Below are 23,882 nucleotides of genomic sequence, written 5' to 3' on the forward strand. Positions count from 1 at the left end.
TCTTGATATTTTAAAATTAAAATCGCTTAGTATTAATAGAAATATAAAATAAATTGAAAAAAATGTTGACATTTTTTAAATAACTATGTATAATAATTTTTGTTGATTCAAGTTTGTATCTTTAGCTCAGCTGGATAGAGCAACGGCCTTCTAAGCCGTGGGTCAGGGGTTCGAATCCCTTAAGGTACACCATACTGGGATATCGCCAAGCGGTAAGGCAACGGACTTTGACTCCGTCATTCGCAGGTTCGAATCCTGCTATCCCAGCCAGTTTTTAACTTGGTTTAAAAACTTGACAACATATTAACAGTATGTTAATATATAAACATACTAAGCGGGTGTAGTTCAATGGTAGAACACCAGCCTTCCAAGCTGGATACCCGGGTTCGATTCCCGGTACCCGCTCCATTTTTTAAAGTTTTACTGTAAAATTATTAAAAAATATACAATATGCACCATTAGCTCAGTTGGTAGAGCACCTGACTCTTAATCAGGGAGTCCAGGGTTCGAATCCCTGATGGTGCACCAAGCATCGTTTTATAAGCGATGCTTTTTTTATTTTATATAAAAATACCGATACATTTGATATAAGAAATTTTAATTAATATAATACTAGGTAATAAGAATTTTATTTAAGAGCAGATTTTTGAAGGGAGATAGAAATGGAACCTATGAATAAAATCGCTGCTATTCATGATATTTCATGCTATGGGAGAGCAGCATTAGCAACAATAATACCTATATTATCTTCAATGGGAAATCAAGTATGTCCACTTCCAACAGCAGTATTATCAGCACATACAGATGGATTTGGAAAACCTGCAATCAGAGATTTAAGCGATTTTATATATGAAACCAAAGATCATTGGAAAAGACTTAATTTAAATTTTCAATGCATATATAGTGGATATTTAGCTGATCCTAATCAAGTTAAATTTGTTGAAAAATTTATAGAAGAGTTTAAAGAAGATGATACTCTAGTAGTTATAGACCCTGTCATGGCTGATAATGGAAAGCTTTATGATGGCATGAGTGAGAAAATGATTGAAGAAATGAGAACGTTAATAAAAAGTGCAGATATAATAACTCCCAATATTACAGAAGCTTCTTTTCTTTTGGGTAAAGAATATAAAGAAATTTTAAATGAAGATGAGATAAAAGAGTATTTAGTAGGTCTAGGGAATTTAGGACCTAAAATAAGTATAATAACAAGTGTAGCAAGTTCAATAGCAAATGAATATATTGATACTGTACTCTATGATAGAGAAGAAAAAATGTTTTACACCTATTCTCATAAAAGAATAAATGCTTTTTATTGTGGAACAGGTGATGCTTTTGCTTCATTGTTAATCGGATGGATATTAAGAGGTGAAAGCACTGAAAAAGCATTGGAGAAGTCATGTAATTTTATTGCAGAAGCTATAGAATATAGCGAAAAATTTGATTATCCTCCAAATGAAGGAATATTACTTGAAAGTTTGTTATATAAATTAATAAGTAAATAAATTATTAAACTCAAAAAAATAAATTGACAAAGTAATTTTAGCATGATACTATTTAAAAAAACAAAATTTAATAAATCTTATCAAGAGAGGTGGAGGGACTGGCCCTGTGAAACCCAGCAACCGGTAATTCTTTGCGGTTAAAACAATACTGATTTTAAAATGAGAAAAATCAGTAGCAATTTCCTATGCAAAGATTTATAGCGGTGCTAAATCCTGCGGTAGAAACTGAGAGATAAGAAAGAGAGTCTGTAAGAATAATAACTTCTATCCTAGGATAGAAGTTTTTTTATTTTGTAGGATAAAGGATAGATTTATTAAATGGATTAGGAGGAGAGAAAATGAAAAAAGGAAAGTTTTCAGCATTATTACCATTAATAATTTTTGTATCGATTTACTTGGGAACTTCATTAGTAATGAAAGATTTCTACTCTGTATCTGTTTTAGTTCCAGGAATAATTGCAGTTCTAGTTGGGATATTCATGAATAGAAAAAGAGGGCTTGAAAAGAACATAGAGATATTTTGTAAGGGGGCTGGAAATAGCAATATAATTTTAATGTGTTTAATCTTTATATTAGCTGGTGCATTTGCAGAGGTTGCTAAAAATATGGGAGCTGTAGAATCTACAGTGAATTTAGGATTAACAATATTACCTAAAAATATATTAGTAGCAGGAATATTTATAATATCATCATTTATAGCTATATCCTTAGGAACATCAATGGGAACAATAGCTGCTATAGTTCCAATAGCAATGGGGATTGCAGATAAGACTAATATAGCCTTACCACTTATAGTTGGGGCAGTAGTAGGTGGAGCTATGTTTGGGGATAATCTATCAATGATTTCTGATACCACAATAGCAGCAACAAAGACTCAAGGATGCGAAATGAAGGATAAGTTTAAAATAAACTTTAAAGTTATATTACCAGCTGCTATCTTAGTAATTGTAATATATACATTCTTAGGAAGTGGAGCTAATACATCAGTAGGTCAATACGATTATAATTTTATTAAGATTATTCCTTACTTAGGTATTTTAATAGCTGCATTAATGGGGGCTAATGTAATTGCTATATTATCAGGTGGAATAGTATTAGCTGGAGCAATTGGATTCTTCACTGGATCTCTAGATTTAAAGACTTTCTTTACTTCAATATCAACTGGTATAGGTGGAATGAGTGAACTTATATTAATTTCAATAATAATTGGGGGAATTGTTGAAATAATAAAAGAAAATGGTGGTATAGACTATGTATTAAACTTAGTTACTAAGAGAATCAATGGCAAAAAAGGGGCTGAATTTGGTATTGGATTATTAGTAAGTTTAGTTGATGCATGTACTGCAAATAATACTATTGCTATAGTTACAGTTGGACCTTTAGCAAAGGATATTTCAGATGAATATAACTTAGATTCAAAGAGAATTGCAGGAATATTAGATATGTTCTCTTGTGCAGTTCAGGGAATAATTCCTTATGGAGCACAATTAATGTCAGCGGCAGCTTTAACTGGATTAAGTTCATTTGAAATAATGAAATTTTTATTCTACCCATATTTAATGGGAATAAGTGCAATAGTATTCATAGCATTTTTCCAAAAGAAAGAAAGTGATGAAAAAAGTGGGGAGTTAAATGCTATAGCCGTTGAATAAAATGTTAAAAAGCAATAAGCATTAAAAAGGGGATTTATATAAAAGGGGTTTAATCAACTTTGGTATAAAGTAAAAAAAGATAGGCTATATAAGGCCTATCTTTTTTATTTTATTAAAAGACAAATACTTTGAGATGAGATTCCTTCACCTGAACCAGTAAAACCAAGTCCCTCCTCAGTAGTTGCTTTAACATTTATTTGATCTAAGTCTATATTTAATGCTCTAGCTATATTTTCTCTCATAGTAGGTATATGAGGAGCCATTTTGGGTCTTTGAGCTATTATAGTTGCATCTATATTCGATATTTTATAGTTATTTTTATTTAAAAGCTCACCTACAAATTCTAGAAGTTTTATGCTATCAGCACCTTTATATTTAGGGTCTGTATCTGGAAAATGTTTTCCTATATCTCCTAAGGCTGCTGCTCCTAAAAGTGAATCCATTATTGCGTGTAATAATACATCTGCATCTGAATGGCCTAAAAGTCCTTTTTCATAAGGAATTTTTACTCCACCTAATATTAAATCTCTATTTTCAACTAATTTATGAACATCATATCCCATTCCTATTCTCATTCTTATCACCTCTTAAATTTATTTATTTTTTCAATAAAAATTTATTTTTATGATTTCATTATATATAATTCTATTATGTTATCAAAGTATCAATAGCTATTAAAGAAAATTAAACCTAGTTGTAACAAAAATAGAGTTACATAAAATTAAAATATTTATAGGTTTTAATTATGTAAAAGATGTATTTATAATATAAAATTTTATATAGATATCATGGGGGCTATGGTATAATAAATTGAGATTTAATTAAAGAAAATAGCTTATAATAATTGATTAGAAATAATTTTAGTTTTTATTAATATTATTAGAAGCTTTAAGTAAAAGGGAATTTAAATAGAAAGGGTGAATTGAGAAGTGTGGGGAAAAATTAGAAATGTATTAGGTATTCTTTTAATAGTGGCAGGGGTATCACTTATTGGAGTAACTATTTGGATGAAATATGATACTTATAGACAGCAGCAAGCTGTTTTAGATAGTTTTAGAAATTTACAGTTTGATGTTCCAGAGGGTGAAAATAAAGATAGGGAAACATTAGAAGAAGATACTAAAGAAAATAGTGACGAAAAGAATATAGCTGATAAAGGTGAAGTTGAAAAAGACAAAAAGCCAGAAAAAGCACAACTTGAAGAGGGAAAAGGAATTGCTATTTTAAATATTCCAAAGATAAATTTAGAGATAGGCATAATAGAAGGCGTTAGATATGAAGATATAAAGTATGTAGTGGGTCATTTCCCAGGTTCACCAATGCCAGGGGAAAAAGGAAATTTCTCAATAGCAGGACATAGAATATCATATTTTGGACAAGCTTTTAAGGATATTGATAAGCTTGAAAAAGGGGATAAAGTCAAAGTTACTTACAATGGAAAAGAGTACACTTATGAAGTAACTTATATGTATGAGGTTACTCCAGATGAAACTGAGGCTTTAAACCCAACAAAAGATGCTACTATAACTATAGTTACATGTACAACTGACGCTAAAAATAGGGTTATAGTAAAAGGAAAGTTAGTGGAATAAGACTGGGTTTTTGCCTTAGTCTTATTTTTTATAAAATATACATAAAGGAGTGTATCTTGAGTGAGTGAGGTAACTTTTAGAAAAGATAAATATATGTTTTCTACTAGAAATATAAAGAAAAATCTAGATAAAAACATATTGAAAAAAGAAATAAGTACTTTCATAAAAGAGCTTAGAAAATTTAAAGTTGATTTAAAGAGTCTTTCAAATGAAGAGTTTAATATTGAGGAAAGAAATTTAATTCTTAATATAGCCTATTTCTTAGTTGATGAAGAAGTGTTATTAAGAAAGATAATAAATAGAAGAGAATTACAAACAAAGGTTATAGCTAAAAAAACAGGATTTAGTAATGAAAAGATTATAAGTTGGTCAAATTACATAATAGCTTATTTAATTTTATTATACAATGCAGATTACACAAATTTAGCTATGTATTTAAATATAAATTTTAAGGACTTAGAAAACTTAGCTGTTATAAAGGGTACAAAAGGGGAAGAAATTGTCCATAAAGGATTAGTTATGTTAGAGGGGAAAAAGAGTACTATAATATTAACTAAGGAAGGACAATTTATAAGAATAAAAACAAGATGTGAAAATAAAGTTGGAGATGAATTGTCCGGAAAAGAGAAGAAAACTTTAAGACATTATAGGAAGGTAATAGTTAGCGTAGCTTTAATTGCATTTATTCTTATAGGAAGTGTTACTTTTCTTTATAAGCAACAGGAAACTACTATATTAATTCAAGGAACATCAAAGGTTAAAATTGGATTGAATAGGTTTGATAGAATAGTTTATAGTTATTCTCCAACAGAAAAGGGAACTATATTAATAACAGAACTAAAATTAGAAAACAAGAAATTTGAAGATGGTATGATCTCAATTTTAAAAGGTTTTGAAGAAGAGGATATGCTTCCTCCTAATAGAATTGTGGATGTTTATATAACTGGAAAAATGGTTGATACTGTAGATTTAAATAAGGTTACAGAATATGTTGAAAGTGTAAATAAGGATGATAATGCAAAGAATAATTTTAGAATAAAAATAAATAATTCAGGCTATGAGAAGAAAAATTAATTAAGGAAAGGATTATTTATAGTGAGAAAAGCATCAAAAAATAACAATAGAAGAGATAAGAGTTTATCTAATAAAAAGTTTAAGAGTGAAGATAAAAATTTAAATAAAACTAATAAAAATAATAAACAAAAAGTAGCTAAAAAAGCTTCAGCAAAAAATACTATTATAGTATCAAATAAAAATGAAATAAGAGATGAAGTTAGATTAAATAAATATATAAGTGAAACAGGATTTTGCTCAAGGAGAGAGGCTGATAAGCTTATAGAACAAGGAAGAGTTAAGATAGATGGGGTAAAGGCTACAACAGGTATGAAGGTTTCTAAGGGGCAAAGTGTATCTATTGATGAAAAACCTCTAAAGGTTGAAAATGAACTAGTTTATATAGCTTTAAATAAGCCTGTTGGAATAACTTGTACTACTGAGAGTAAGATAAAAGGTAATATAGTTGACTTTATAAATCATGAAAAAAGAATTTTCCCAATAGGAAGACTAGATAAGGATTCTCAAGGATTAATATTTATGACTAATGATGGTGATATAGTTAATAAGATATTAAGAGCTGGTAATAATCATGAAAAAGAATATATTGTCACTGTAAATAAGCCTATAACTGATGAATTTGTAAAAGGTATGAGTAATGGAGTACCTATACTAGGAACAGTTACTAAGAAATGCTTAGTTAAGAAAGAAAGCAAAAACTCATTTAGAATAATACTAACTCAAGGGTTAAATAGACAGATAAGAAGAATGTGTGAGTATTTTGGATATGAGGTAAAAAAATTAGAAAGAATAAGAATAATGAATGTTAGCCTAGGAAACCTAAAAATGGGATCTTGGAGATACTTAACTAAGAAAGAATTAGCTGAAATAAACAGATTAACAGAAAACTCTTCAAAGACTGAAGAGGCTTCAATTTAATAATTAAGTGATATATATCAAAAGTTAATAATAAAACTTACAAACATATTCCGAGAATTACTAGATTTCGCTAAGAATTTATAATCATTACTCCAAAGATATTACTAAAGCTTCGAAACTTGCTACGCTTCGAACAGTCTCAGCTTTTTAACGTAATATCTTCTCCGTAATGATTTAAATTCTAAAGCTCATCTAGATATTCTCTTCATACTGTTTGTAAGTTTTATTAAAACATGTCTTGATATAGAATTTAAACTTTTACTTTACTTATACAAAGATAATGCTTTTTCGATAAAGGTCATTATCTTTTTTTCGTATAGAATTTTATTAACTTCTAAAGCTTCAGCATGTTTGGCACCTTCAACTAGGTAAAGTTCTTTATAGCCTTTAGTTTTAGCTTTATATAAATCTACTGACATATACCATGGGACAAAATAATCTTCTTTTCCATGGATAAACATCATTGGTAATGAGGTTGAAGATACTATATCTATAGGTACTATTTTTTTCATAGAAAATTTAGCTTTAGTTTTCATAAAGAAGTTTGCAAATATAAGGCTTGGACGAAGAATTCTTCTAACAAGTCTATTTTTATATTGATGAGTTATTTGGAAGCCTATAAGTTCATAAAAGTTAGAGTAACCACAATCTTCAATGACAAATTTTATAGAATTATTTAGAGGAATAGTCTCCATAACTGTTCCTGCTCCCATTGATTCACCATGAAGACCTAAAATTATATCATTACCAAATCTAGATTTTAAATATTCTATCCACATGTTTACATCATATTTTTCATAAAAACCATATGTGGAATATTTCCCTTCACTTTTTCCATGTCTTCTTTGATTCACTATAAGAACATTAAAGCCATTTTTATAGAATATATCAAAATATTTTAAAGAACCAACATAACAAATAGAAACTCCATGGACTAATACTATAAATTTATTTGTAGGATTTTCATTCATTATAAGTGTTGAGGTTAAATTAAGACCATCAAAGGATTTTAAAGTAATATCTTCCTTAGAAGCAGAATTATATAAAGCTTCGTCAAAAAGATTATTTTCTACATATCTAGTATAACTTTTTTCTATATCATGCAGTTCTCTAGTTACAGTAGATCTAAATATATACAGACCTGTTGCTAAAAAAAAGACAATAACTAGAATTGCAATAATTATCAATATAATAAGATAGGTCACTTATATCACTCCAATCAGCTTTTAATAGATTTTATTTATACATTATACATAATTATAACACTTAAGAGAAAAATAAAATTAGCCAAATATAAAGTGGAGGTTTATTTTATGAAATTTAAAAAAGTTTTTTTATGCCTTATGTCATTACTTCTTATTTTTTCTACTGTAGTTTTAGGAGAAGAAATAAATAAAATAGAAGTTATAGAAAAATCTATAGAAGAAAATACTGACAAGTATGAAATTAAAGTTAAATATCCAATAATTCAAGGTGGAGAAAAAGATGTTACAGATAAAATAAATAAAATTGTAGAGGATTATACTTTAAATTGGATAAATGACATTAAGTTATTAGGAGAAGAGTACAGCAAAGAATATGAAAAGGCAGGAAAAGAAATGCCTAAAATGGAGGCATATAGTCTTTTTGAAGCATTTAATACAGATGAAGTAATTAGTTTACCTGTTTCATATTATCAATATACTGGTGGAGCTCATGGATTAACGACTAAAGTAAGTTATAATTATAACCTTAAAACAGGAAAAGAGCTTAGATTAAAAGATTTATTTAAAGAAGGATTTGACTATAAAAGTATAATTGATAAAAAGGTAAAAGAGGATATTGAAAAAGAAAAGGAGCTTTATTTTGATAATGGAGCTTTGTTTAAGGGAGTTAATGAAAATCAAGCCTATTATTTAAATAGAGATGGAATTATAGTGTATTTTCAACAATATGAAATAGCTCCATACTCTTCAGGTATTAGAGAATTTAAAATTCCTTATGTAGAATTAAAGGAAGGATTAATTTATAAATTAGGAGATTAAAATTAAGTTTAGGAAACTAGTAGTAGTTTTCTAAACTTTTTTGTTTAAAGTTCTTTATAAAAATAATTTAAAGAATCATGTGTTTTAATATTAAATAAAATAGGTCTATAATAAATTTAAAAGGAATTGGAACAATGGGGAGGGGAAATTTTATGGAAGCCTTAAGAGAAAAAATAAATAAACAGAGGGAATATTTTAGTACAGGTGAAACTAAGGATATAAATTTTAGAATAGAGAAACTAAAAAAGTTAAGAGATGTTTTAAAAAGTGAGGAAGAGAAAGTTTTTGAAGCTTTAAAAAAAGACTTAATGAAATCTAGCTTTGAATCCTATGTTACAGAAGTAGCAATGGTATATGATGAAATAAATATGCACATTAAAAATATAAAAAAATGGAGCAAAAAAAGAAGAGTAAAAACTCCATTAGTACAATTTCCTGCAAAAAGTTTTATACAGTTAGAACCTTATGGAGTTGTTTTAATAATAGGCCCTTTTAACTATCCTTTTATGCTTACAATGGATCCTTTAATTGGAGCAATAGCAGCTGGAAACACAGCCGTTATAAAGCCATCTGAATCAGCGCCAGAGACATCTAAAATTCTTAAAGAAATATTAGAAAAAGTATTTGATGAAAAGTATGTTCTTCATGTTAATCCAGAAAGGGGAAAAGAAGTTGTAGAAGAACTTTTAAAAGAAAAATTTGATTATATTTTCTTTACTGGAAGTGCCACTGTAGGAAAAATAGTAATGAAGGCAGCTTCTCAATATTTAACCCCTGTAACTTTAGAACTTGGAGGGAAAAGTCCTTGTATTATTGATAAGGATTGTAAGGTTGAGTTAGCAGCTAGAAGAATAGTTTGGGGAAAGTTAATGAATTCGGGACAAACCTGTGTTGCACCAGATTATTTATATGTCCATAAGAATATTGAAGAAGAATTTATAAAAAAATTAGAGGAAGAAATAAAAAATCAATTTGGAGATAATCCTTTAGAATCTCAAGATTATTCTAAAATGGTAAATGAAAGAGAATTTAATAGAGTACTTTCATATATAGATAAAGAAAAATTAGTTTTTGGAGGAAATTATAATAGAAAAACTTTTCAAATAGAACCAACCATATTAAAAAATATAACTTGGGATGATCCAGTTATGGAAAGAGAAATTTTTGGTCCTATATTCCCAATTTTAACTTTTGAAAATTTAGATGAAGTAATAAGGGTAGTAAATAGTAAGGACAAGCCTTTAGCACTATATTATTTTTCAGAGGATAAAAATAAAATTGAAAAAGTTCTTAATAGTACATCATCAGGAGGAGTAACAATAAATGATACATTAGTTCATGTATCATCATCATATTTACCTTTTGGTGGAGTTGGAAATAGTGGTATGGGAAAATATCATGGTAAGTATAGTTTTGACTTATTTTCCAATAAAAAGGGTGTTATGAACAGAAAAACATTCTTAGACTTAAAGATTAGGTATGCTCCTTTCCAAAATAAGTTAACAATTGTTAAAAAAATCATGAAATAAATAAAAAATGAATGAATATGGGTGGATTTGTATGGAAATGATTAAAAAAGTTATGTATAATATACTTAAAGATTGTATATGTTTTCAATGAGCGGATAAAAAGTATTTAAAATAAAGTGTTCAATTTATACTAAAAACATATAACTAAATTAGGAATACAATCTTTGAAAGTTACGTCTATGTACTAATGCCTGTTATTTATAGATGAACTTCTAACAAGCCAATAATGGTATGATAAACATATTTAAGATTAAGTTTTTAAGCTTTAAGGTTTGGGGGAGCCTTCTAGTACAATTACTATTGAAAATATGAGTAAATTTTATTTTAAACTTAAGAATAAGAAATTGTTCTTACATGAATTTTATAAGCTTCGACGGGGAAGAAGCTAGCATATCTTTCGACTTATGATAGATATTAGGGTATTTATATTGAGAAATTATTTTATTATTGAATTTTGAGAGAATTTATTAAATATGGTCATTTAAAGGGGACGTTATGAGTTTAAATTAAAATTTATACAATTATATTTATAATATTGGTTTGAGAAAAAAAGGTCTAAGTTATACTTAGATCTTTTTTTTTCTTGAAATTAACCACTTTTTTTGGAATTAAGCCATATAAGAACCCTAGAAAAAAGTTTCTTTAAAATATACAATTAAGTAGAGAAAAAGTTTACAAAGGTATAGGGGGTTTTCACATGAAATATACTTTCCCAGAAAACTTTTGGTGGGGAGCTGCAACTTCAGGACCTCAGTCAGAAGGTAGATTTAACAAGAAACACGACAATGTATTTGATCACTGGTTCGATATAAATCCAGAGTTATTTCACAATGGTATAGGACCAAATGTAGCATCAAATTTTTACAATAGTTATAAAGAAGATTTAGCAATGCTAAAAGAAATTGGATTAAATTCATTTAGAACTTCAATTCAATGGACAAGATTAATTAAAGATTTTGAAACTGGTGAGCCAGATGAAGATGGAGTAAGATTTTATAATGGTGTAATAGATGAGTGTTTAGCAAATGGAATAGATATAATCATGAATTTACATCACTTTGATCTTCCTGTTGAATTATATGATAAATATGGTGGGTGGGAATCAAAGCATGTTGTAGAATTATTCGCGAAATTTGCTAAGACTGCCTTTGAGTTATTTGGTGATAGGGTTAAGAAATGGGCTACATTTAATGAACCTATAGTTATTATTGAAGGACAGTTTTTGTATAAATGGCATTATCCTTGCATAGTTGATGGAAAAAGAGGACTTCAAGCTGCCTATAATATAGCATTAGCTTCTGCTAGAGCCATAGAAGAGTATAGAAAATTAGGACAAGATGGAGAAATAGGAATAATAGTTAACTTAACGCCAGCATATCCAAGAAGTGAGTCAAAAGAAGATTTAAGAGCAGCTGAAATTGCTAATGCTTTCTTCAATGAGTTATTCTTAGATCCAGCAACTAAAGGAGAATTTCCTAAGAACTTAGTTGAGGTTTTAGAAAAAGATGGAGTAATGTGGGATTCTACTAAGGAAGAATTAGAGGTTATAAAAAATAATACTGTGGATTTCTTAGGAGTAAACTACTATCAACCAAGAAGAGTTAAAGCTAGAGAAGAGGAATATAGTGGAGAAACATGGGCTCCAGAAAAATATTTTGATAATTATGATATGCCAGGAAAGAGAATGAATCCTCATAGAGGATGGGAAATATATCCTAAGGCGATTTATGATATAGCTAAAAATGTGCAAGAGAACTATGGCAACATAAAATGGTTCATTTCAGAGAATGGAATGGGTGTTGAAGGCGAAGAGAAATTCAAAAATGCTGAAGGTATAATTGAAGATGATTATAGAATTGAATTCATAATAGAGCATTTAGAATGGCTTCATAAGGCTATTGAAGAGGGTTCAAATTGTGTAGGATATCATTTATGGACTCCAATAGATTGTTGGTCATGGTTAAATTCATATAAAAATAGATATGGATTTATATCATTAGATTTAGAAACTCAAAAGAAAACTATTAAAAAATCAGGAAGATGGATAAAAGAAGTTTCTCATAATAATGGTTTTTAAAACTTTGAATTTACTTAGCTTAGATCAGTTCTAAAATAAATTTTCTACGTTAATATGATTATGTAAAAAGTTTTTTATTATAAAATTAGCAATAAAATAAATTAATATGAATAAATGAGGAAAGGCTTTAGTTGGAGTATTTTTACTTAAACTAAAGCCTTAAATTTTTTTAATACTCACATAATGGAATATTTTCACATAAAATACACTATAACAATTAACGGAGTTGAAGGCAACATGCTTTACTCATTAATTTTAGCAGGAGGAAAGGGTACTAGACTTTATCCGCTTTCAAGAAGTTCAAACCCTAAACAATTTCTTAGCATACACAATAATGGGAAGAGTTTTTTAAGTAATACTGTGGATAGAATTAGACCTATAATCCATAAAGATAATATTTATGTAGTGACAAACCAGGAGTATGAAGACAAAATAAGAGATGAACTTAAAGACATAAGAGAGGAAAATATCTTTACTGAACCTGCTAATAAAGAAACTGCAACCTGTATAGGTCTTTCAGCAGCTAAGCTTTTAAAGAAAGATAAGGATGCAGTTATGATTGTATTGCCTTCAGACCATTATATAGAAGGAGATAAAAGTTATCTTCAAACTCTGGAACAAGCCGTAGAGATTGCGGATAAGAAGAGAGCTATTGTTACCATAGGAATAGAGCCAACTAGACCAGAGACAGGTTATGGCTATATAGAAATGGGCGATAGAGTCAATGGACACATTCCTACCTTCAAGATAGCAAGGTTTACAGAGAAACCTAATTTAGAAGTAGCAAAGGACTTCTTATTAAAAGGGACTTATTTATGGAATAGTGGAATGTTCATATTTAGAGCTGATGTTATATTGAGAGAAATTGAAAAATATATTCCTAAGATGTATAAATGTTTAATGGAGATATATCAACACATTGGAGAAGATGATGAGGAAGAAATAATAAAAGAGCAGTATTCTTTAATTGATGGAATATCTATAGATTTTGGGGTAATGCAAAAAACAAGAAGATCATTTGTTATAAAATGTGATTTTTCTTGGGATGATATAGGTACTTTCTCAGCTCTAGGTAGATTTTTAGAGCCTAATGGAAATAATAGAACTTCAGATAATGTTTTTTTAGAGGAATGTGAGAATTGTTCCGTTTTTGGAAAGGAAAAATTAATAATAGGATTTGGAATAAAAGATCTAGTATTAGTTGATGCAGGAGATGTTATTTTGGTCATGGACAAGGGTAGGGACCAAGAGATTAAGCATCTATTAAATTCTATTAGTGGTAAGAAGGAATTTAAAGAATATCTATAAGTTTATAAACTTATGTAAAAAAAGTCCTATATCATATACTTTAGGTGTATGATATAGGACTTTTTAGTAGATTTTTTATTTGAAATTTATTGAGAAGGAATAAAATTATTTAAAATTCACACCAAATTAAAATAAAATTAAATTTAATCTTTAAAATATGTTATAAAGATATTTTTATGTTATTATAGTAATAATATAAGTTTGAACTTTACGGAGGTATTGTTTTATGAGTGATAGAATTGTAGATTTTAATGAGTTAAAAAATAAGGCAAGAGATAAAGATATAGATAAATTTGAGTCATATATTTATGATTTATATTATTCAGTAGCTCAAGGAAAAATGAGTATGATGGATCTTTCTAGAGAGATAACTAAATATATGAATGAAAATAATATTTCTCAAGAAAAGTTTTTAAATATTCAAGCAGAAATGCTTAAGAGATATGGCTTTGATATGGGTGATATTGAAGGGCAAATGAAAAACTTAGGTATAGATATGAGTAACTTAGGAATTCAAGGTGGAGATTATGAAAGTTTAAGAAAAACTTTGAGTTTTCAAGAGAAGTATAAAGGAAAAGTAAAAACATCTACTGTTACTACATATTTTATTAAAAATGAAAAAAATGATATTGAATTAATTTTAGAAAATAACAAAGTTCTTATAACTAGTCCTAAACATATAGATCTTCAGGACAGTGAGTTAAATGAGTTCTTGTGTTCATACAAAAAAACTCTTTCAGATGACCTTTTAGATATAAGAATTTGTGAGAATGTAGGAAAGTACGATTATTAATATATATTTTTAATAAGACTAGACCTGTAAATTTTAACTTACATGTCTAGTTTTTTTATTTTAGGAATCATTTTATACTATAGATAAATCATTAATTAATAATTAATTAATAAATTCAATAGATTTTTGTAATATACTTTTAGTTAATATGAAATACTATATTAATAAGAGACTTTTTTAAAAGAGATTAGAGGTAATAAATTATGTTAATGAACACTCACATTCTTATTGCACAAAATATATTGAGAGATGTTGACGTAGATTTTAAAATAAGTGATAAAAACTTTATATATGGAAATGTAAAACCTGATATGGTTTCAAAATATAAATTAAAGAAGCATTATTTAGATGAATCTTTTGATATGATAGTTAATAAGATAAAAAAATTAGCATCACTTAGTATGTATGATTTTAAAAAGAAATTTTCAGTAAGTAGATTTAGTCAGGAACTAGGAGTTATATGTCATTTTATATGTGATTTTTTTTGCATTCCTCATAGTGAAAGATGGGAATTTAAGCATAGTATGAATAAACATGTTAAATATGAAAAAGAGTTAGCTAACTTTGCTAAAACATATATTCCATCACAAGATGATTTTAAAATATGGGGTAATATGTCTGTGGAGTTTTTCTTAGAAGAAGCTCATAAGATATATAGAAAAAGAGAAAGTTATGAGAATGATATGAAGTATGCATACTTTGCATGCAGAAGTATAGTTAAATATATAAGCGATTCTATAGCTAAAAATACAAAGACAGCTTATTCTGAAGCTATAGCTTAATACAAATATTTCCTTTGATTAATAAAATATGTTAAAATCAATTATATATGTATGTTGATTAAACTAATTTTTATAATAGAAAGGAAATGAGATGGAGAGTAAGGTAAATGAACCTATATATAAGCAAATTGCTTTAGATATTGCAGGTAGAATATATAATAATGACATAAAGGTAGGACAAAAGATACATGGTAGATCTACTTTAGCAAGTAGTTATAATGTATCACCAGAAACAGTTAGAAAAGCCGTTAAGCTATTAGAAGATATGAAAGTGGTATCATCAAGCAAGGGGAGTGGAGTAACAATTATTTCAAAAGATAATGCTTATAATTTCATAAATAGGTTTCATTCAATTGAAAGTGTAACATCTTTAAAACATGATATAGAATCCTTAATGGAAGAGAAAAAGGCTATAGAAAAAAATATAGGCGAAATGATAGATAAAATAGTGGATTACTCTAACAGGCTTAGATATACAAATCCTTTGACACCTATAGAAATAGAATTGCCAAAGGAATGCAGTCTTATAGGTAAAAGTGTTTCAGATTCAAAGTTTTGGCAAAATACAAAGGCAACTATTGTTGCTATAAGGAGAAAAGGAGAGTTAATAATATCTCCTGGACCATATTTGAAATTTGAAAAAGATGATAATCTACTTGTAGTTGGAGAAGAAGACATATTAAAAAAAATAGAAATGTTTTTAAATAAATAATGGAAAAAGGTTGTATCAATAAAATTTTTTGATATAACCTTTTTTAGTTGCATTTTTTGTAAAACAGACATATAATAAAAGTGAACATATGAACAAATGCTCATATGTAAAAATGAATAATAGGAGTTAAGGATATGGATAATAATAAAATAGAAAGTTGTAACTGTTCTTATATCCACCAAGATATATTAAGTAGGGTGAAAGAACATTTACCAAAGGAAGAAGTACTTTATGAATTAGCAGAAATATTTAAAGTTTTTGGAGATTCAACAAGAATAAAAATTTTATGTGCTCTTTTTGAAGGAGAGATGTGTGTATGTGATATGGCAGAATTATTAGGTGTAAGTCAATCAGCAGTATCTCATCAATTAAGAGTTTTAAAACAAGCTAGATTAGTTAAGTTTAGAAGAGATGGTAAGATAGTTTATTACTCTTTAGCTGATGATCATGTTAAACACATATTCAATGAAGGCTTAAATCACGTTTTAGAGTAAAGGAGGTATTTAGACATGAAAGATATAAAGCTTTATTTAGATGGCTTAAATTGTGCGAACTGTGCTGGTAAAATTGAAGATAAAGTTAATAAACTTGATGATGTTGAGGAAGCTGTGCTTAATTTTTCAACAAAACTTTTATTGATAACTCCTAAAGAAGGTGTTTCAGAAGGAGAGTTAGAAGATAAAGTTAAAAAAATAGTTTTAGATTTAGAGCCAGATGTTAAAGTACTAAAGGATAAAAATAGAATGAAACCTTCAGCTAATGCATGCAATGATGGATGTTGTGGAGAAGGAGAATCTCATAAACACAATAATGGAGAGGGAAATTCACATTCTCATGAACATGGACATTCTCATAATCATGGAGGAGTCAACCAAAGCATAGAAAAGAAGGAACTTTTTAGACTAGGTATAGCTTTAGTTTTATTTATAATAGGAATGATAGTTAATTTAGATAAAATGTATGAGTTTATTATCTTTGGTGTAGCTTATATTATAGCAGGTGGAGAAGTTCTTTTAAGAGCATTTAAAAATATTTTAAAAGGACAAGTATTCGATGAAAACTTCTTGATGGCTATAGCCACAATTGGAGCTTTTGCTATAGGAGAATTCCCAGAAGGGGTAGCAGTAATGCTTTTCTATGAAGTAGGAGAAATGTTCCAAGATTATGCTGTAAATAAATCAAGAAAATCAATATCTGATTTAATGAATATAAGACCAGACTTTGCAAATTTAATTGATCTTAATGGAGAGGAAAAAAGAGTATCTCCAGAAAGCGTTAATGTTGGATCAATCATAGTGGTAAGAGCAGGAGAAAAAGTTCCTCTAGATGGAGTAGTTTTATCAGGAGAGGCAACTCTTGATGTATCTGCATTAACAGGAGAATCTTTACCAAAAGAAGTTGAGGCAAAAGACGATGTATTAGCAGGATCAATAAACAAAAGTGGATTATTAAAAATAAAAGTAACAAAAAGTTTTGGAGAATCTACAGTTTCTAAAATACTAGATTTAGTTGAGAATGCAGGAAATAAAAAATCACCAACAGAGAAATTTATAACTAAGTTTGCAAGATATTATACACCAGTAGTTGTATTTTCTGCCTTAGCCCTTGCAATTATTCCGCCTTTAGTAATAAGTGGAGAAGGTTTCTCACAATGGATTTCAAGAGCCTTAATATTCTTAGTTGTTTCATGTCCTTGTGCTTTAGTAGTATCAATACCACTTGGATATTTTGCTGGAATTGGTTTAGCTTCTAAAAATGGTATTTTAATAAAAGGAAGTAACTATTTAGAGGCACTAAATAATGTGGAGAGTATAGTTTTTGATAAAACGGGAACACTAACAAAAGGTACATTTAAAGTTAAAAAATCAGAGAGCACAAGCAAGTTAAGTAATGAAGAATTATTAAAATTAGGAGCTTATACTGAATATTACTCAAATCATCCAATTGCTAAATCTATAGTAAGTGAATTTAATAAAGAAATTAACAAAGCCTTAATTTCAAATTATGAAGAAATTTCAGGAAAAGGAATAAAAGTAGACATTGATGGAGAAACATTCTTAGCAGGTAATTTAAAGTTAATGGATATGTTTAATATAAAGATTTCTTCAATCAATGAAATAGGAACTGTTGTTTATTTAGCAAATGAAAAGAGCGAGTTAGGATATATAGTTATTTCAGATGAAATAAAAGAAGATTCTAAAGAAGCCATAACTGGATTAAAAGAAATAGGAGTTAAGCAAACAATTATGCTAACTGGGGATAATGAGAAGGTTGGAGAAGGTGTTGCTAAAGAAATAGGTTTAGATAAAGCGTATTGTAGTTTATTACCTCAAAATAAAGTTGAAAAATTAGAGCAAATTTTTGAAGATAAGAGTAAAGGTAAAAAAGTTGCTTTCGTTGGAGATGGAATTAATGATGCACCTGTATTAGCTAGAGCAGATATAGGAATAGCTATGGGTGGAGTTGGATCAGATGCAGCAATAGAAGCGGCAGATGTGGTAATAATGGATGACAAGCCAAGTAAGATAATAAAAGCAATAAAAATAGCTAAGAAAACAAATAAAATTGTATGGCAAAATATAATTTTTGCTTTAGGCGTTAAAATTGTAATATTAATATTTGGTGCTCTAGGAATGGCTAATATGTGGGAAGCTGTATTCGGAGATGTAGGTGTAACCCTAATAGCAGTAATAAATTCAAGTAGAATATTAAAAAATAAAAAATTATAAGCGTGAAATTTGTCTAATGTTGTTGACAAGGATTAGTTTTTTTGCTATCTTAATAAGGTAAGAATACTTTCAGGCATAGGGTATAGATTGTAAATAATTCCCTTAAACTTTTATATTAAACATTATGAAATGTTTAAATAGGCTTGTGTGCACGTAGGGTTTTAGCCACGCAAGCCTTATTTTTTTTGTAGAAATTTATTATGAAGTTAAGTTATAATGAAATAGTATAAATTTAATAATATTAATTGCAAAATATAAAAAATGCAATTAAATGTAAAAAATACACTTTAATACATATATTTTTGATAGTGAAACCAAAAGAATGTTAAAATATAGACAAACTTTTTAGGTTATGGTAATATTTTAGAAGGTTAAATTTGTAATTTTATCATTCGATTTTAGAATACAGTCTAAAAAGTAATTGCTTTTTAAAAAAAGAACAATTTTAGAAAGAGGTGCTATTAAAATGGAAAAGAAAAAAGGCATATCTATGGCTGTTATAAAAAGATTGCCTAAATACCATAGATATTTACAAGAATTAATGGAAAATGATGTTGATAGAATATCTTCAAAAGAGTTAAGCGAAAAAATAGGCTTTACTGCTTCTCAAATAAGACAAGATCTTAATTGTTTTGGAGATTTTGGGCAACAGGGATATGGATATAATGTAAAAGAATTATATAATAACATAGGAAGTATATTAGGCCTTACAAGAGACTATAACACAGTTATAATCGGAGCTGGTAACATAGGTCAGGCTATTGCAAACTATAATAGTTTCAATAGATTAGGATTTAAATTAAAAGGTATTTTCGATGCTAATCCAAGAATGTTTGGAATAAAAATAAGAGATGTTGAGATACAAGATGTTGAAAAATTAAAAGATTTCGTAAAAGAAAATGATATTGAAATAGGTATAATCTGTGTTCCAAGAACAAATGCTCAAAAGGTATGTAATGATCTTGTTGAAGGCGGAATCAAAGGTATATGGAACTTTGCGCCTATAGATCTTGAGGTGCCAAAAGATATAAGAGTAGAGAATGTACACTTAAGTGAAAGCATGATGACTTTAGTATATCTTTTAAATCACAATGATGTAAAATAAATTGGTTTTATTTTATAAAAATTTGTTTAATATGGAAAAATAGTATTAGATTTTCAAAAAAATATATTGAAAAATTTACTTTTAAGTTTTATAATTTAATTGAAGTACCGAGTACTTCAATTATTTTTTTTGTCTTTGCTTGTTACAAAATTAACAATAAATTCTGGAAAAAGCATAGGATAAAAAATATTAAGTTGTTAGTTATTAGTTGTTAAGTTATTTAAAACCATATATTCGCTATGGTATATGAGGGAGGAAATACAATGGAATTAAATAATGTAATCTTTGAAAAAGAGGGAAACATTGGGGTTTTAACAATTAACAGACCTAAGGCATTAAATGCACTAAACTCAGAAACTTTAAAGGATTTAGATACTGCTATAGACCATATAGAAAAACAAGATGATATATATGTTGTTATTTTAACAGGTGCTGGAGATAAAGCATTTGTTGCAGGTGCTGATATAGCAGAAATGAAAGATCTAAATGAAGAAGAGGGGAGAGAATTTGGACTTTTAGGTAATAAAGTGTTTAGAAGATTAGAAAAATTAGACAAGCCTGTAATCGCTGCTATAAACGGTTTCGCTTTAGGTGGTGGATGTGAAATTTCTATGGCTTGTGACATAAGAATAGCAACTACAAAGGCTAAATTTGCTCAACCTGAGGTTGGATTAGGAATAACTCCAGGATTTGGTGGAACTCAAAGATTACCAAGAATAGTTGGACCTGGTAAGGCTAAAGAGCTTATTTACACAGGAGATATGATAAAAGCTGATGAAGCTTTAAGAATTGGTTTAGTAAATAAGGTTGTTGAACCAGAGAATTTAATGGAAGAAGCAATGTCAATAGCTAAGAAAATAGCTAATAATGCACCAATAGCTGTTAAGTTATGTAAAGATGCAATTGATAGAGGAATGCAAGTTGATATAGATTCAGCGGTAGTTATAGAAGCTGAAGATTTTGGAAAATGTTTTGCTACAGAAGATCAAACAGAAGGTATGAGTGCTTTTGTAGAAAGAAGAGAAAAGAACTTTAAAAACAAGTAATTTTTTAAACAAAATGGTTGTGTGGATTTAAGGAGGGTAATTAAAATGAACTTTCAATTAACAAGAGAACAAGAATTAGTTAAGCAAATGGTTAGAGAATTTGCGCAAAATGAAGTTAAACCAATAGCTGCAGAAATAGATGTAACAGAAAGATTCCCTATGGAAAATGTTAAGAAAATGGCTAAATTAGGAATGATGGGAATTCCTTTTAGTAAAGAATATGGCGGAGCTGGTGGAGATACTTTATCTTACATCTTAACTGTTGAAGAATTATCAAAAGTTTGTGGTACTACAGGAGTTATAGTTTCAGCTCACACTTCATTATGTGCTTCATTAATAGATCAATTCGGTACTCCAGCTCAAAAAGAAAAATATTTAACTCCACTTGCAAAAGGTGAAAAATTAGGTGCTTTTGGATTAACTGAACCAGGAGCAGGTACAGATGCTGCAGGACAACAAACTACAGCTGTATTAGAAGGAGATAATTATATCTTAAATGGAAGTAAAATTTTCATAACTAATGGTGGAGTTGCAGATACTTTCATAATTTTTGCTATGACTGATAAGAGTCAAGGTACAAGAGGAATTTCAGCTTTCATAGTTGAAAAGAATTTCCCAGGATTCTCAATTGGTAAGTTAGAAGACAAAATGGGTATAAGAGCTTCTTCAACAACTGAGTTAATCATGGAAAACTGTGTTGTTCCAAAAGAAAACTTAATCGGAAGAGAAGGAAAAGGATTTGGAATAGCAATGAAAACTTTAGACGGTGGTAGAATAGGTATCGCTGCTCAAGCATTAGGTATAGCAGAAGGAGCTTTAGAAGAAGCTGTTGCTTACATGAAAGAAAGAAAACAATTTGGTAGATCATTATCTGCATTCCAAGGATTACAATGGATGGTAGCAGAAATGGATACTAAAATCGAAGCTGCAAGATTTTTAGTATATAAAGCAGCTTGCTTAAAAGAAGAGGGTAAACCATATTCTATAGATGCTGCAAGAGCTAAGTTATTCGCTGCAGATGTAGCTATGGAAGTTACAACTAAGGCAGTTCAATTATTCGGTGGATATGGATATACTAAGGAATACCCAGTAGAAAGAATGATGAGAGATGCTAAGATAACTGAGATTTACGAAGGAACTTCAGAAGTTCAAAAAATGGTTATTGCAGGAAGCATATTAAGATAATTTTAGGAGGGCTTTGAGATGAAAATAGTAGTTTGCTTAAAACAAGTGCCAGATACAACAGCTGTTAAAATAGATCCAAAAACAGGAACTCTTATAAGAGATGGAGTTCCATCAATAATAAACCCAGAGGACAAGCATGCTTTAGAAGCTGCATTACAATTAAAAGATAATAATGGAGCAGAAGTAACTGTATTAAGTATGGGACCACCTCAAGCTAAGTTAGCTTTAAGAGAAGCTTTATGTATGGGAGCTGATAAAGCAATTCTTATAACTGATAGAGCATTTGCAGGTGCAGATACATTAGCTACTTCAAAGGCTTTAGCAGGAGCATTAAAGAAATTAGAATATGACATAATATTCGCAGGAAGACAAGCTATAGATGGAGATACTGCACAAGTTGGTCCAGAAATAGCTGAACATTTAAATATTCCTCAAGTAACTTATGTTCAAGGCGTTAAAGTTGAAGAAGATGGATTATTAGTAAATAGAGCTTTAGAAGATGGATATGAATTAATAAAAGTTGAGGCTCCAGTACTTTTAACTGCTATAAAAGAGTTAAATGAGCCAAGATACATGAATGTTAAAAATATATTTGAAACATCTGATGATGAAATCTTAGTATGGTCAGCTGATGACATAGATGTAGATAAAGCTGAATTAGGATTAAAAGGATCTCCAACAAAAGTTAAGAGATCAATGACTAAAGAAGCTAAGGGTGCAGGAGAAATAGTTAAAGAATCACCTAAAGATTCAGTTACTTATGTACTAGGCAAATTAAAAGAAAAACACTACATCTAAGGATTATGGGAGGTATTTAAGATGAATAAAGCAGATTTCAATGGCGTTTGGGTTTTTGCAGAGCAAAGAGAAGGTCAATTACAAAAAGTTTCATTAGAATTATTAGGTGAAGGTAGAAAAATCGCTGATAAATTAGGATCAAAATTAACAGCGTTATTAATAGGAAGTAAAGTTCAAAATTTGGTTGAAGATTTATCAAGACATGGTGCTGATGAAGTGCTAGTTGTTGATGCTCCAGAATTAGAACATTACACAACTGATGGATATACAAAAGCTATATGTGAATTAGCTAATGCTAAAAAACCAAATATAATTTTCATAGGAGCAACATTCATAGGAAGAGACTTAGGTCCAAGAGTTGCTGCAAGATTAGAAACTGGTTTAACTGCTGACTGTACATCTTTAGATGTTGATGTTGAAAGTGGAGATTTATTAGCAACAAGACCAGCATTTGGCGGTAACTTAATGGCTACAATAGTATGTCCAGATCATAGACCACAAATGGCTACAGTAAGACCAGGAGTTTTTGAAAAACTTCCACTAGGAGAAAATGATGCAATTGTAGAAAATGTTGAAGTAAAATTCAACTCTAATGATATAAGAACAAAAATTGTTGAAATAATTAAAGAACACAAAGATATCGTTGATATATCAGAAGCTAATGTATTAGTTGCAGGTGGTAGAGGTATTGGTTCAGAAGAAAACTTTAAAATGCTTAAAGAATTAGCAGAAGTTATGAATGGATCAATAGCAGCTTCAAGAGCAGCCGTAGAAAAAGGATGGGTAGATAAAGATTACCAAGTTGGACAAACAGGAAAAACTGTTAGACCAAATATATATGTAGCTTGTGGTATATCAGGAGCTATTCAACATGCTGCTGGTATGCAAGATTCAGATATGATAATAGCTATAAATAAAGATGCTAATGCTCCAATAATGAAGATTGCTGATTATGCAATAGTTGGGGATGTAAATAAAGTTGTTCCAGAATTCATAGCTCAATTAAAAGCTATGAAGGAAGAAGCTTAATTAATAAATAATATAACAAGGGTA

Annotated in this window: 21 protein-coding genes, 4 tRNA genes and 1 riboswitch; of the genes, 23 read left to right on the forward strand and 2 right to left on the reverse strand. The window is 29.0% G+C overall.

Annotated features, from left to right (window positions below; translation table 11 throughout):
- Positions 1–115: 115 nt before the first annotated feature.
- The 6 genes from ACYUCG_RS12570 to ACYUCG_RS12595 all read left to right on the forward strand — a co-directional run bounded on the left by ACYUCG_RS12570 (position 116) and on the right by ACYUCG_RS12595 (position 3,157).
- Positions 116–192 (forward strand) — tRNA-Arg (locus ACYUCG_RS12570).
- Between the two features lie 3 nt (positions 193–195).
- A tRNA-Gln gene (locus tag ACYUCG_RS12575) sits at positions 196–270 on the forward strand.
- A 64-nt stretch (positions 271–334) separates the two neighbouring features.
- Positions 335–408: transfer RNA gene (locus ACYUCG_RS12580), tRNA-Gly, on the forward strand.
- A 44-nt stretch (positions 409–452) separates the two neighbouring features.
- Positions 453–528: transfer RNA gene (locus ACYUCG_RS12585), tRNA-Lys, on the forward strand.
- A gap of 134 nt (positions 529–662) precedes the next feature.
- Entirely contained in the window at positions 663–1,505 is an 843-nt protein-coding gene (locus ACYUCG_RS12590; RefSeq protein ID WP_060796003.1) for a pyridoxamine kinase, read from the forward strand.
- 74 nt (positions 1,506–1,579) lie between these two features.
- A riboswitch (SAM riboswitch) is annotated at positions 1,580–1,744 on the forward strand.
- Positions 1,745–1,843: 99 nt separating this feature from the next.
- Complete coding sequence (locus tag ACYUCG_RS12595) at positions 1,844–3,157, forward strand: Na+/H+ antiporter NhaC family protein (RefSeq protein ID WP_283704876.1); 1,314 nt, start codon at positions 1,844–1,846, stop codon at positions 3,155–3,157.
- A gap of 104 nt (positions 3,158–3,261) precedes the next feature.
- Here ACYUCG_RS12595 and ispF read toward each other — a convergent pair whose 3' ends face one another.
- Complete coding sequence (gene ispF / locus ACYUCG_RS12600) at positions 3,262–3,732, reverse strand: 2-C-methyl-D-erythritol 2,4-cyclodiphosphate synthase (protein ID WP_124045155.1); 471 nt, start codon at positions 3,730–3,732, stop codon at positions 3,262–3,264.
- 354 nt (positions 3,733–4,086) lie between these two features.
- On the opposite strand from ispF, the gene ACYUCG_RS12605 reads away from it, so the two are divergent.
- The 3 genes from ACYUCG_RS12605 to rluF are packed head-to-tail and all read left to right on the forward strand — an operon-like array spanning position 4,087 to position 6,741.
- On the forward strand, positions 4,087–4,749 hold the full coding sequence (locus ACYUCG_RS12605) for a class D sortase (protein ID WP_283704875.1): 663 nt from the start codon (positions 4,087–4,089) through the stop codon (positions 4,747–4,749).
- A gap of 60 nt (positions 4,750–4,809) precedes the next feature.
- Complete coding sequence (locus ACYUCG_RS12610) at positions 4,810–5,823, forward strand: anti-sigma factor domain-containing protein (RefSeq protein ID WP_283704874.1); 1,014 nt, start codon at positions 4,810–4,812, stop codon at positions 5,821–5,823.
- A gap of 21 nt (positions 5,824–5,844) precedes the next feature.
- Positions 5,845–6,741 carry a 23S rRNA pseudouridine(2604) synthase RluF gene (gene rluF / locus ACYUCG_RS12615; RefSeq protein ID WP_283704873.1) on the forward strand — a complete coding sequence of 299 codons (897 nt, stop codon included), beginning with the start codon at positions 5,845–5,847 and terminating at the stop codon, positions 6,739–6,741.
- Between the two features lie 263 nt (positions 6,742–7,004).
- Here the strand turns inward: rluF and ACYUCG_RS12620 are convergent, their stop codons facing one another.
- Positions 7,005–7,946 (reverse strand): alpha/beta hydrolase, encoded by a 942-nt coding sequence (locus tag ACYUCG_RS12620; RefSeq protein ID WP_283704872.1) that lies wholly within the window; start codon positions 7,944–7,946, stop codon positions 7,005–7,007.
- Between the two features lie 108 nt (positions 7,947–8,054).
- Here ACYUCG_RS12620 and ACYUCG_RS12625 point away from each other — a divergent pair, with 108 nt between their 5' ends.
- From ACYUCG_RS12625 to ACYUCG_RS12690, 14 genes are all read left to right on the forward strand, one after another.
- Positions 8,055–8,765 carry a DUF3298 and DUF4163 domain-containing protein gene (locus ACYUCG_RS12625; RefSeq protein WP_283704871.1) on the forward strand — a complete coding sequence of 237 codons (711 nt, stop codon included), beginning with the start codon at positions 8,055–8,057 and terminating at the stop codon, positions 8,763–8,765.
- A 152-nt stretch (positions 8,766–8,917) separates the two neighbouring features.
- Positions 8,918–10,294 carry an aldehyde dehydrogenase gene (locus ACYUCG_RS12630; RefSeq protein WP_283704870.1) on the forward strand — a complete coding sequence of 459 codons (1,377 nt, stop codon included), beginning with the start codon at positions 8,918–8,920 and terminating at the stop codon, positions 10,292–10,294.
- Between the two features lie 697 nt (positions 10,295–10,991).
- Positions 10,992–12,371, forward strand: coding sequence for a glycoside hydrolase family 1 protein (locus ACYUCG_RS12635; protein WP_283704869.1), 1,380 nt, complete (start codon positions 10,992–10,994; stop codon positions 12,369–12,371).
- A 237-nt stretch (positions 12,372–12,608) separates the two neighbouring features.
- Complete coding sequence (locus ACYUCG_RS12640; RefSeq protein ID WP_060796847.1) at positions 12,609–13,679, forward strand: mannose-1-phosphate guanylyltransferase; 1,071 nt, start codon at positions 12,609–12,611, stop codon at positions 13,677–13,679.
- 226 nt (positions 13,680–13,905) lie between these two features.
- Entirely contained in the window at positions 13,906–14,472 is a 567-nt protein-coding gene (locus tag ACYUCG_RS12645; RefSeq protein ID WP_139934113.1) for a DUF3867 domain-containing protein, read from the forward strand.
- 203 nt (positions 14,473–14,675) lie between these two features.
- Positions 14,676–15,254 carry a zinc dependent phospholipase C family protein gene (locus ACYUCG_RS12650; protein WP_060796844.1) on the forward strand — a complete coding sequence of 193 codons (579 nt, stop codon included), beginning with the start codon at positions 14,676–14,678 and terminating at the stop codon, positions 15,252–15,254.
- A 91-nt stretch (positions 15,255–15,345) separates the two neighbouring features.
- Positions 15,346–15,966: a TrkA C-terminal domain-containing protein gene (locus ACYUCG_RS12655; protein ID WP_060796842.1), complete on the forward strand. Its 621-nt coding sequence runs from the start codon at positions 15,346–15,348 to the stop codon at positions 15,964–15,966.
- A gap of 134 nt (positions 15,967–16,100) precedes the next feature.
- Positions 16,101–16,460, forward strand: coding sequence for an ArsR/SmtB family transcription factor (locus ACYUCG_RS12660; protein ID WP_060796840.1), 360 nt, complete (start codon positions 16,101–16,103; stop codon positions 16,458–16,460).
- A 15-nt stretch (positions 16,461–16,475) separates the two neighbouring features.
- A complete protein-coding gene (locus ACYUCG_RS12665) occupies positions 16,476–18,695 on the forward strand; it encodes a heavy metal translocating P-type ATPase (RefSeq protein ID WP_460268715.1) in 2,220 nt (739 codons plus the stop codon).
- 466 nt (positions 18,696–19,161) lie between these two features.
- A complete protein-coding gene (locus ACYUCG_RS12670; protein ID WP_003454253.1) occupies positions 19,162–19,800 on the forward strand; it encodes a redox-sensing transcriptional repressor Rex in 639 nt (212 codons plus the stop codon).
- A 263-nt stretch (positions 19,801–20,063) separates the two neighbouring features.
- The gene (locus tag ACYUCG_RS12675) at positions 20,064–20,846 is read left to right on the forward strand and encodes a short-chain-enoyl-CoA hydratase (RefSeq protein WP_139934110.1); all 783 of its coding nucleotides are present in this window, start codon (positions 20,064–20,066) and stop codon (positions 20,844–20,846) included.
- Between the two features lie 45 nt (positions 20,847–20,891).
- Positions 20,892–22,031, forward strand: coding sequence for an acyl-CoA dehydrogenase (locus ACYUCG_RS12680; RefSeq protein ID WP_139934109.1), 1,140 nt, complete (start codon positions 20,892–20,894; stop codon positions 22,029–22,031).
- An 18-nt stretch (positions 22,032–22,049) separates the two neighbouring features.
- Positions 22,050–22,829, forward strand: coding sequence for an electron transfer flavoprotein subunit beta/FixA family protein (locus tag ACYUCG_RS12685; RefSeq protein ID WP_240298804.1), 780 nt, complete (start codon positions 22,050–22,052; stop codon positions 22,827–22,829).
- A 21-nt stretch (positions 22,830–22,850) separates the two neighbouring features.
- Positions 22,851–23,858, forward strand: coding sequence for an electron transfer flavoprotein subunit alpha/FixB family protein (locus ACYUCG_RS12690; protein ID WP_004459216.1), 1,008 nt, complete (start codon positions 22,851–22,853; stop codon positions 23,856–23,858).
- The last annotated feature ends 24 nt before the right edge of the window (positions 23,859–23,882 follow it).

This window comes from Clostridium sp. CTA-17 (assembly GCF_054767895.1).

Excerpts from the sequence above, each read along its gene's own strand:
- ACYUCG_RS12590 (WP_060796003.1), top strand. The coding sequence starts at position 663 with ATGGAACCTATGAATAAAATCGCTGCTATTCATGATATTTCATGCTAT.
- ACYUCG_RS12595 (WP_283704876.1), top strand. The coding sequence starts at position 1,844 with ATGAAAAAAGGAAAGTTTTCAGCATTATTACCATTAATAATTTTTGTA.
- ispF (WP_124045155.1), bottom strand. The coding sequence starts at position 3,732 with ATGAGAATAGGAATGGGATATGATGTTCATAAATTAGTTGAAAATAGA.
- ACYUCG_RS12625 (WP_283704871.1), top strand. The coding sequence starts at position 8,055 with ATGAAATTTAAAAAAGTTTTTTTATGCCTTATGTCATTACTTCTTATT.
- ACYUCG_RS12630 (WP_283704870.1), top strand. The coding sequence starts at position 8,918 with ATGGAAGCCTTAAGAGAAAAAATAAATAAACAGAGGGAATATTTTAGT.
- ACYUCG_RS12635 (WP_283704869.1), top strand. The coding sequence starts at position 10,992 with ATGAAATATACTTTCCCAGAAAACTTTTGGTGGGGAGCTGCAACTTCA.
- ACYUCG_RS12640 (WP_060796847.1), top strand. The coding sequence starts at position 12,609 with ATGCTTTACTCATTAATTTTAGCAGGAGGAAAGGGTACTAGACTTTAT.
- ACYUCG_RS12645 (WP_139934113.1), top strand. The coding sequence starts at position 13,906 with ATGAGTGATAGAATTGTAGATTTTAATGAGTTAAAAAATAAGGCAAGA.
- ACYUCG_RS12650 (WP_060796844.1), top strand. The coding sequence starts at position 14,676 with ATGTTAATGAACACTCACATTCTTATTGCACAAAATATATTGAGAGAT.
- ACYUCG_RS12655 (WP_060796842.1), top strand. The coding sequence starts at position 15,346 with ATGGAGAGTAAGGTAAATGAACCTATATATAAGCAAATTGCTTTAGAT.
- ACYUCG_RS12660 (WP_060796840.1), top strand. The coding sequence starts at position 16,101 with ATGGATAATAATAAAATAGAAAGTTGTAACTGTTCTTATATCCACCAA.
- ACYUCG_RS12665 (WP_460268715.1), top strand. The coding sequence starts at position 16,476 with ATGAAAGATATAAAGCTTTATTTAGATGGCTTAAATTGTGCGAACTGT.
- ACYUCG_RS12670 (WP_003454253.1), top strand. The coding sequence starts at position 19,162 with ATGGAAAAGAAAAAAGGCATATCTATGGCTGTTATAAAAAGATTGCCT.
- ACYUCG_RS12675 (WP_139934110.1), top strand. The coding sequence starts at position 20,064 with ATGGAATTAAATAATGTAATCTTTGAAAAAGAGGGAAACATTGGGGTT.
- ACYUCG_RS12680 (WP_139934109.1), top strand. The coding sequence starts at position 20,892 with ATGAACTTTCAATTAACAAGAGAACAAGAATTAGTTAAGCAAATGGTT.
- ACYUCG_RS12685 (WP_240298804.1), top strand. The coding sequence starts at position 22,050 with ATGAAAATAGTAGTTTGCTTAAAACAAGTGCCAGATACAACAGCTGTT.
- ACYUCG_RS12690 (WP_004459216.1), top strand. The coding sequence starts at position 22,851 with ATGAATAAAGCAGATTTCAATGGCGTTTGGGTTTTTGCAGAGCAAAGA.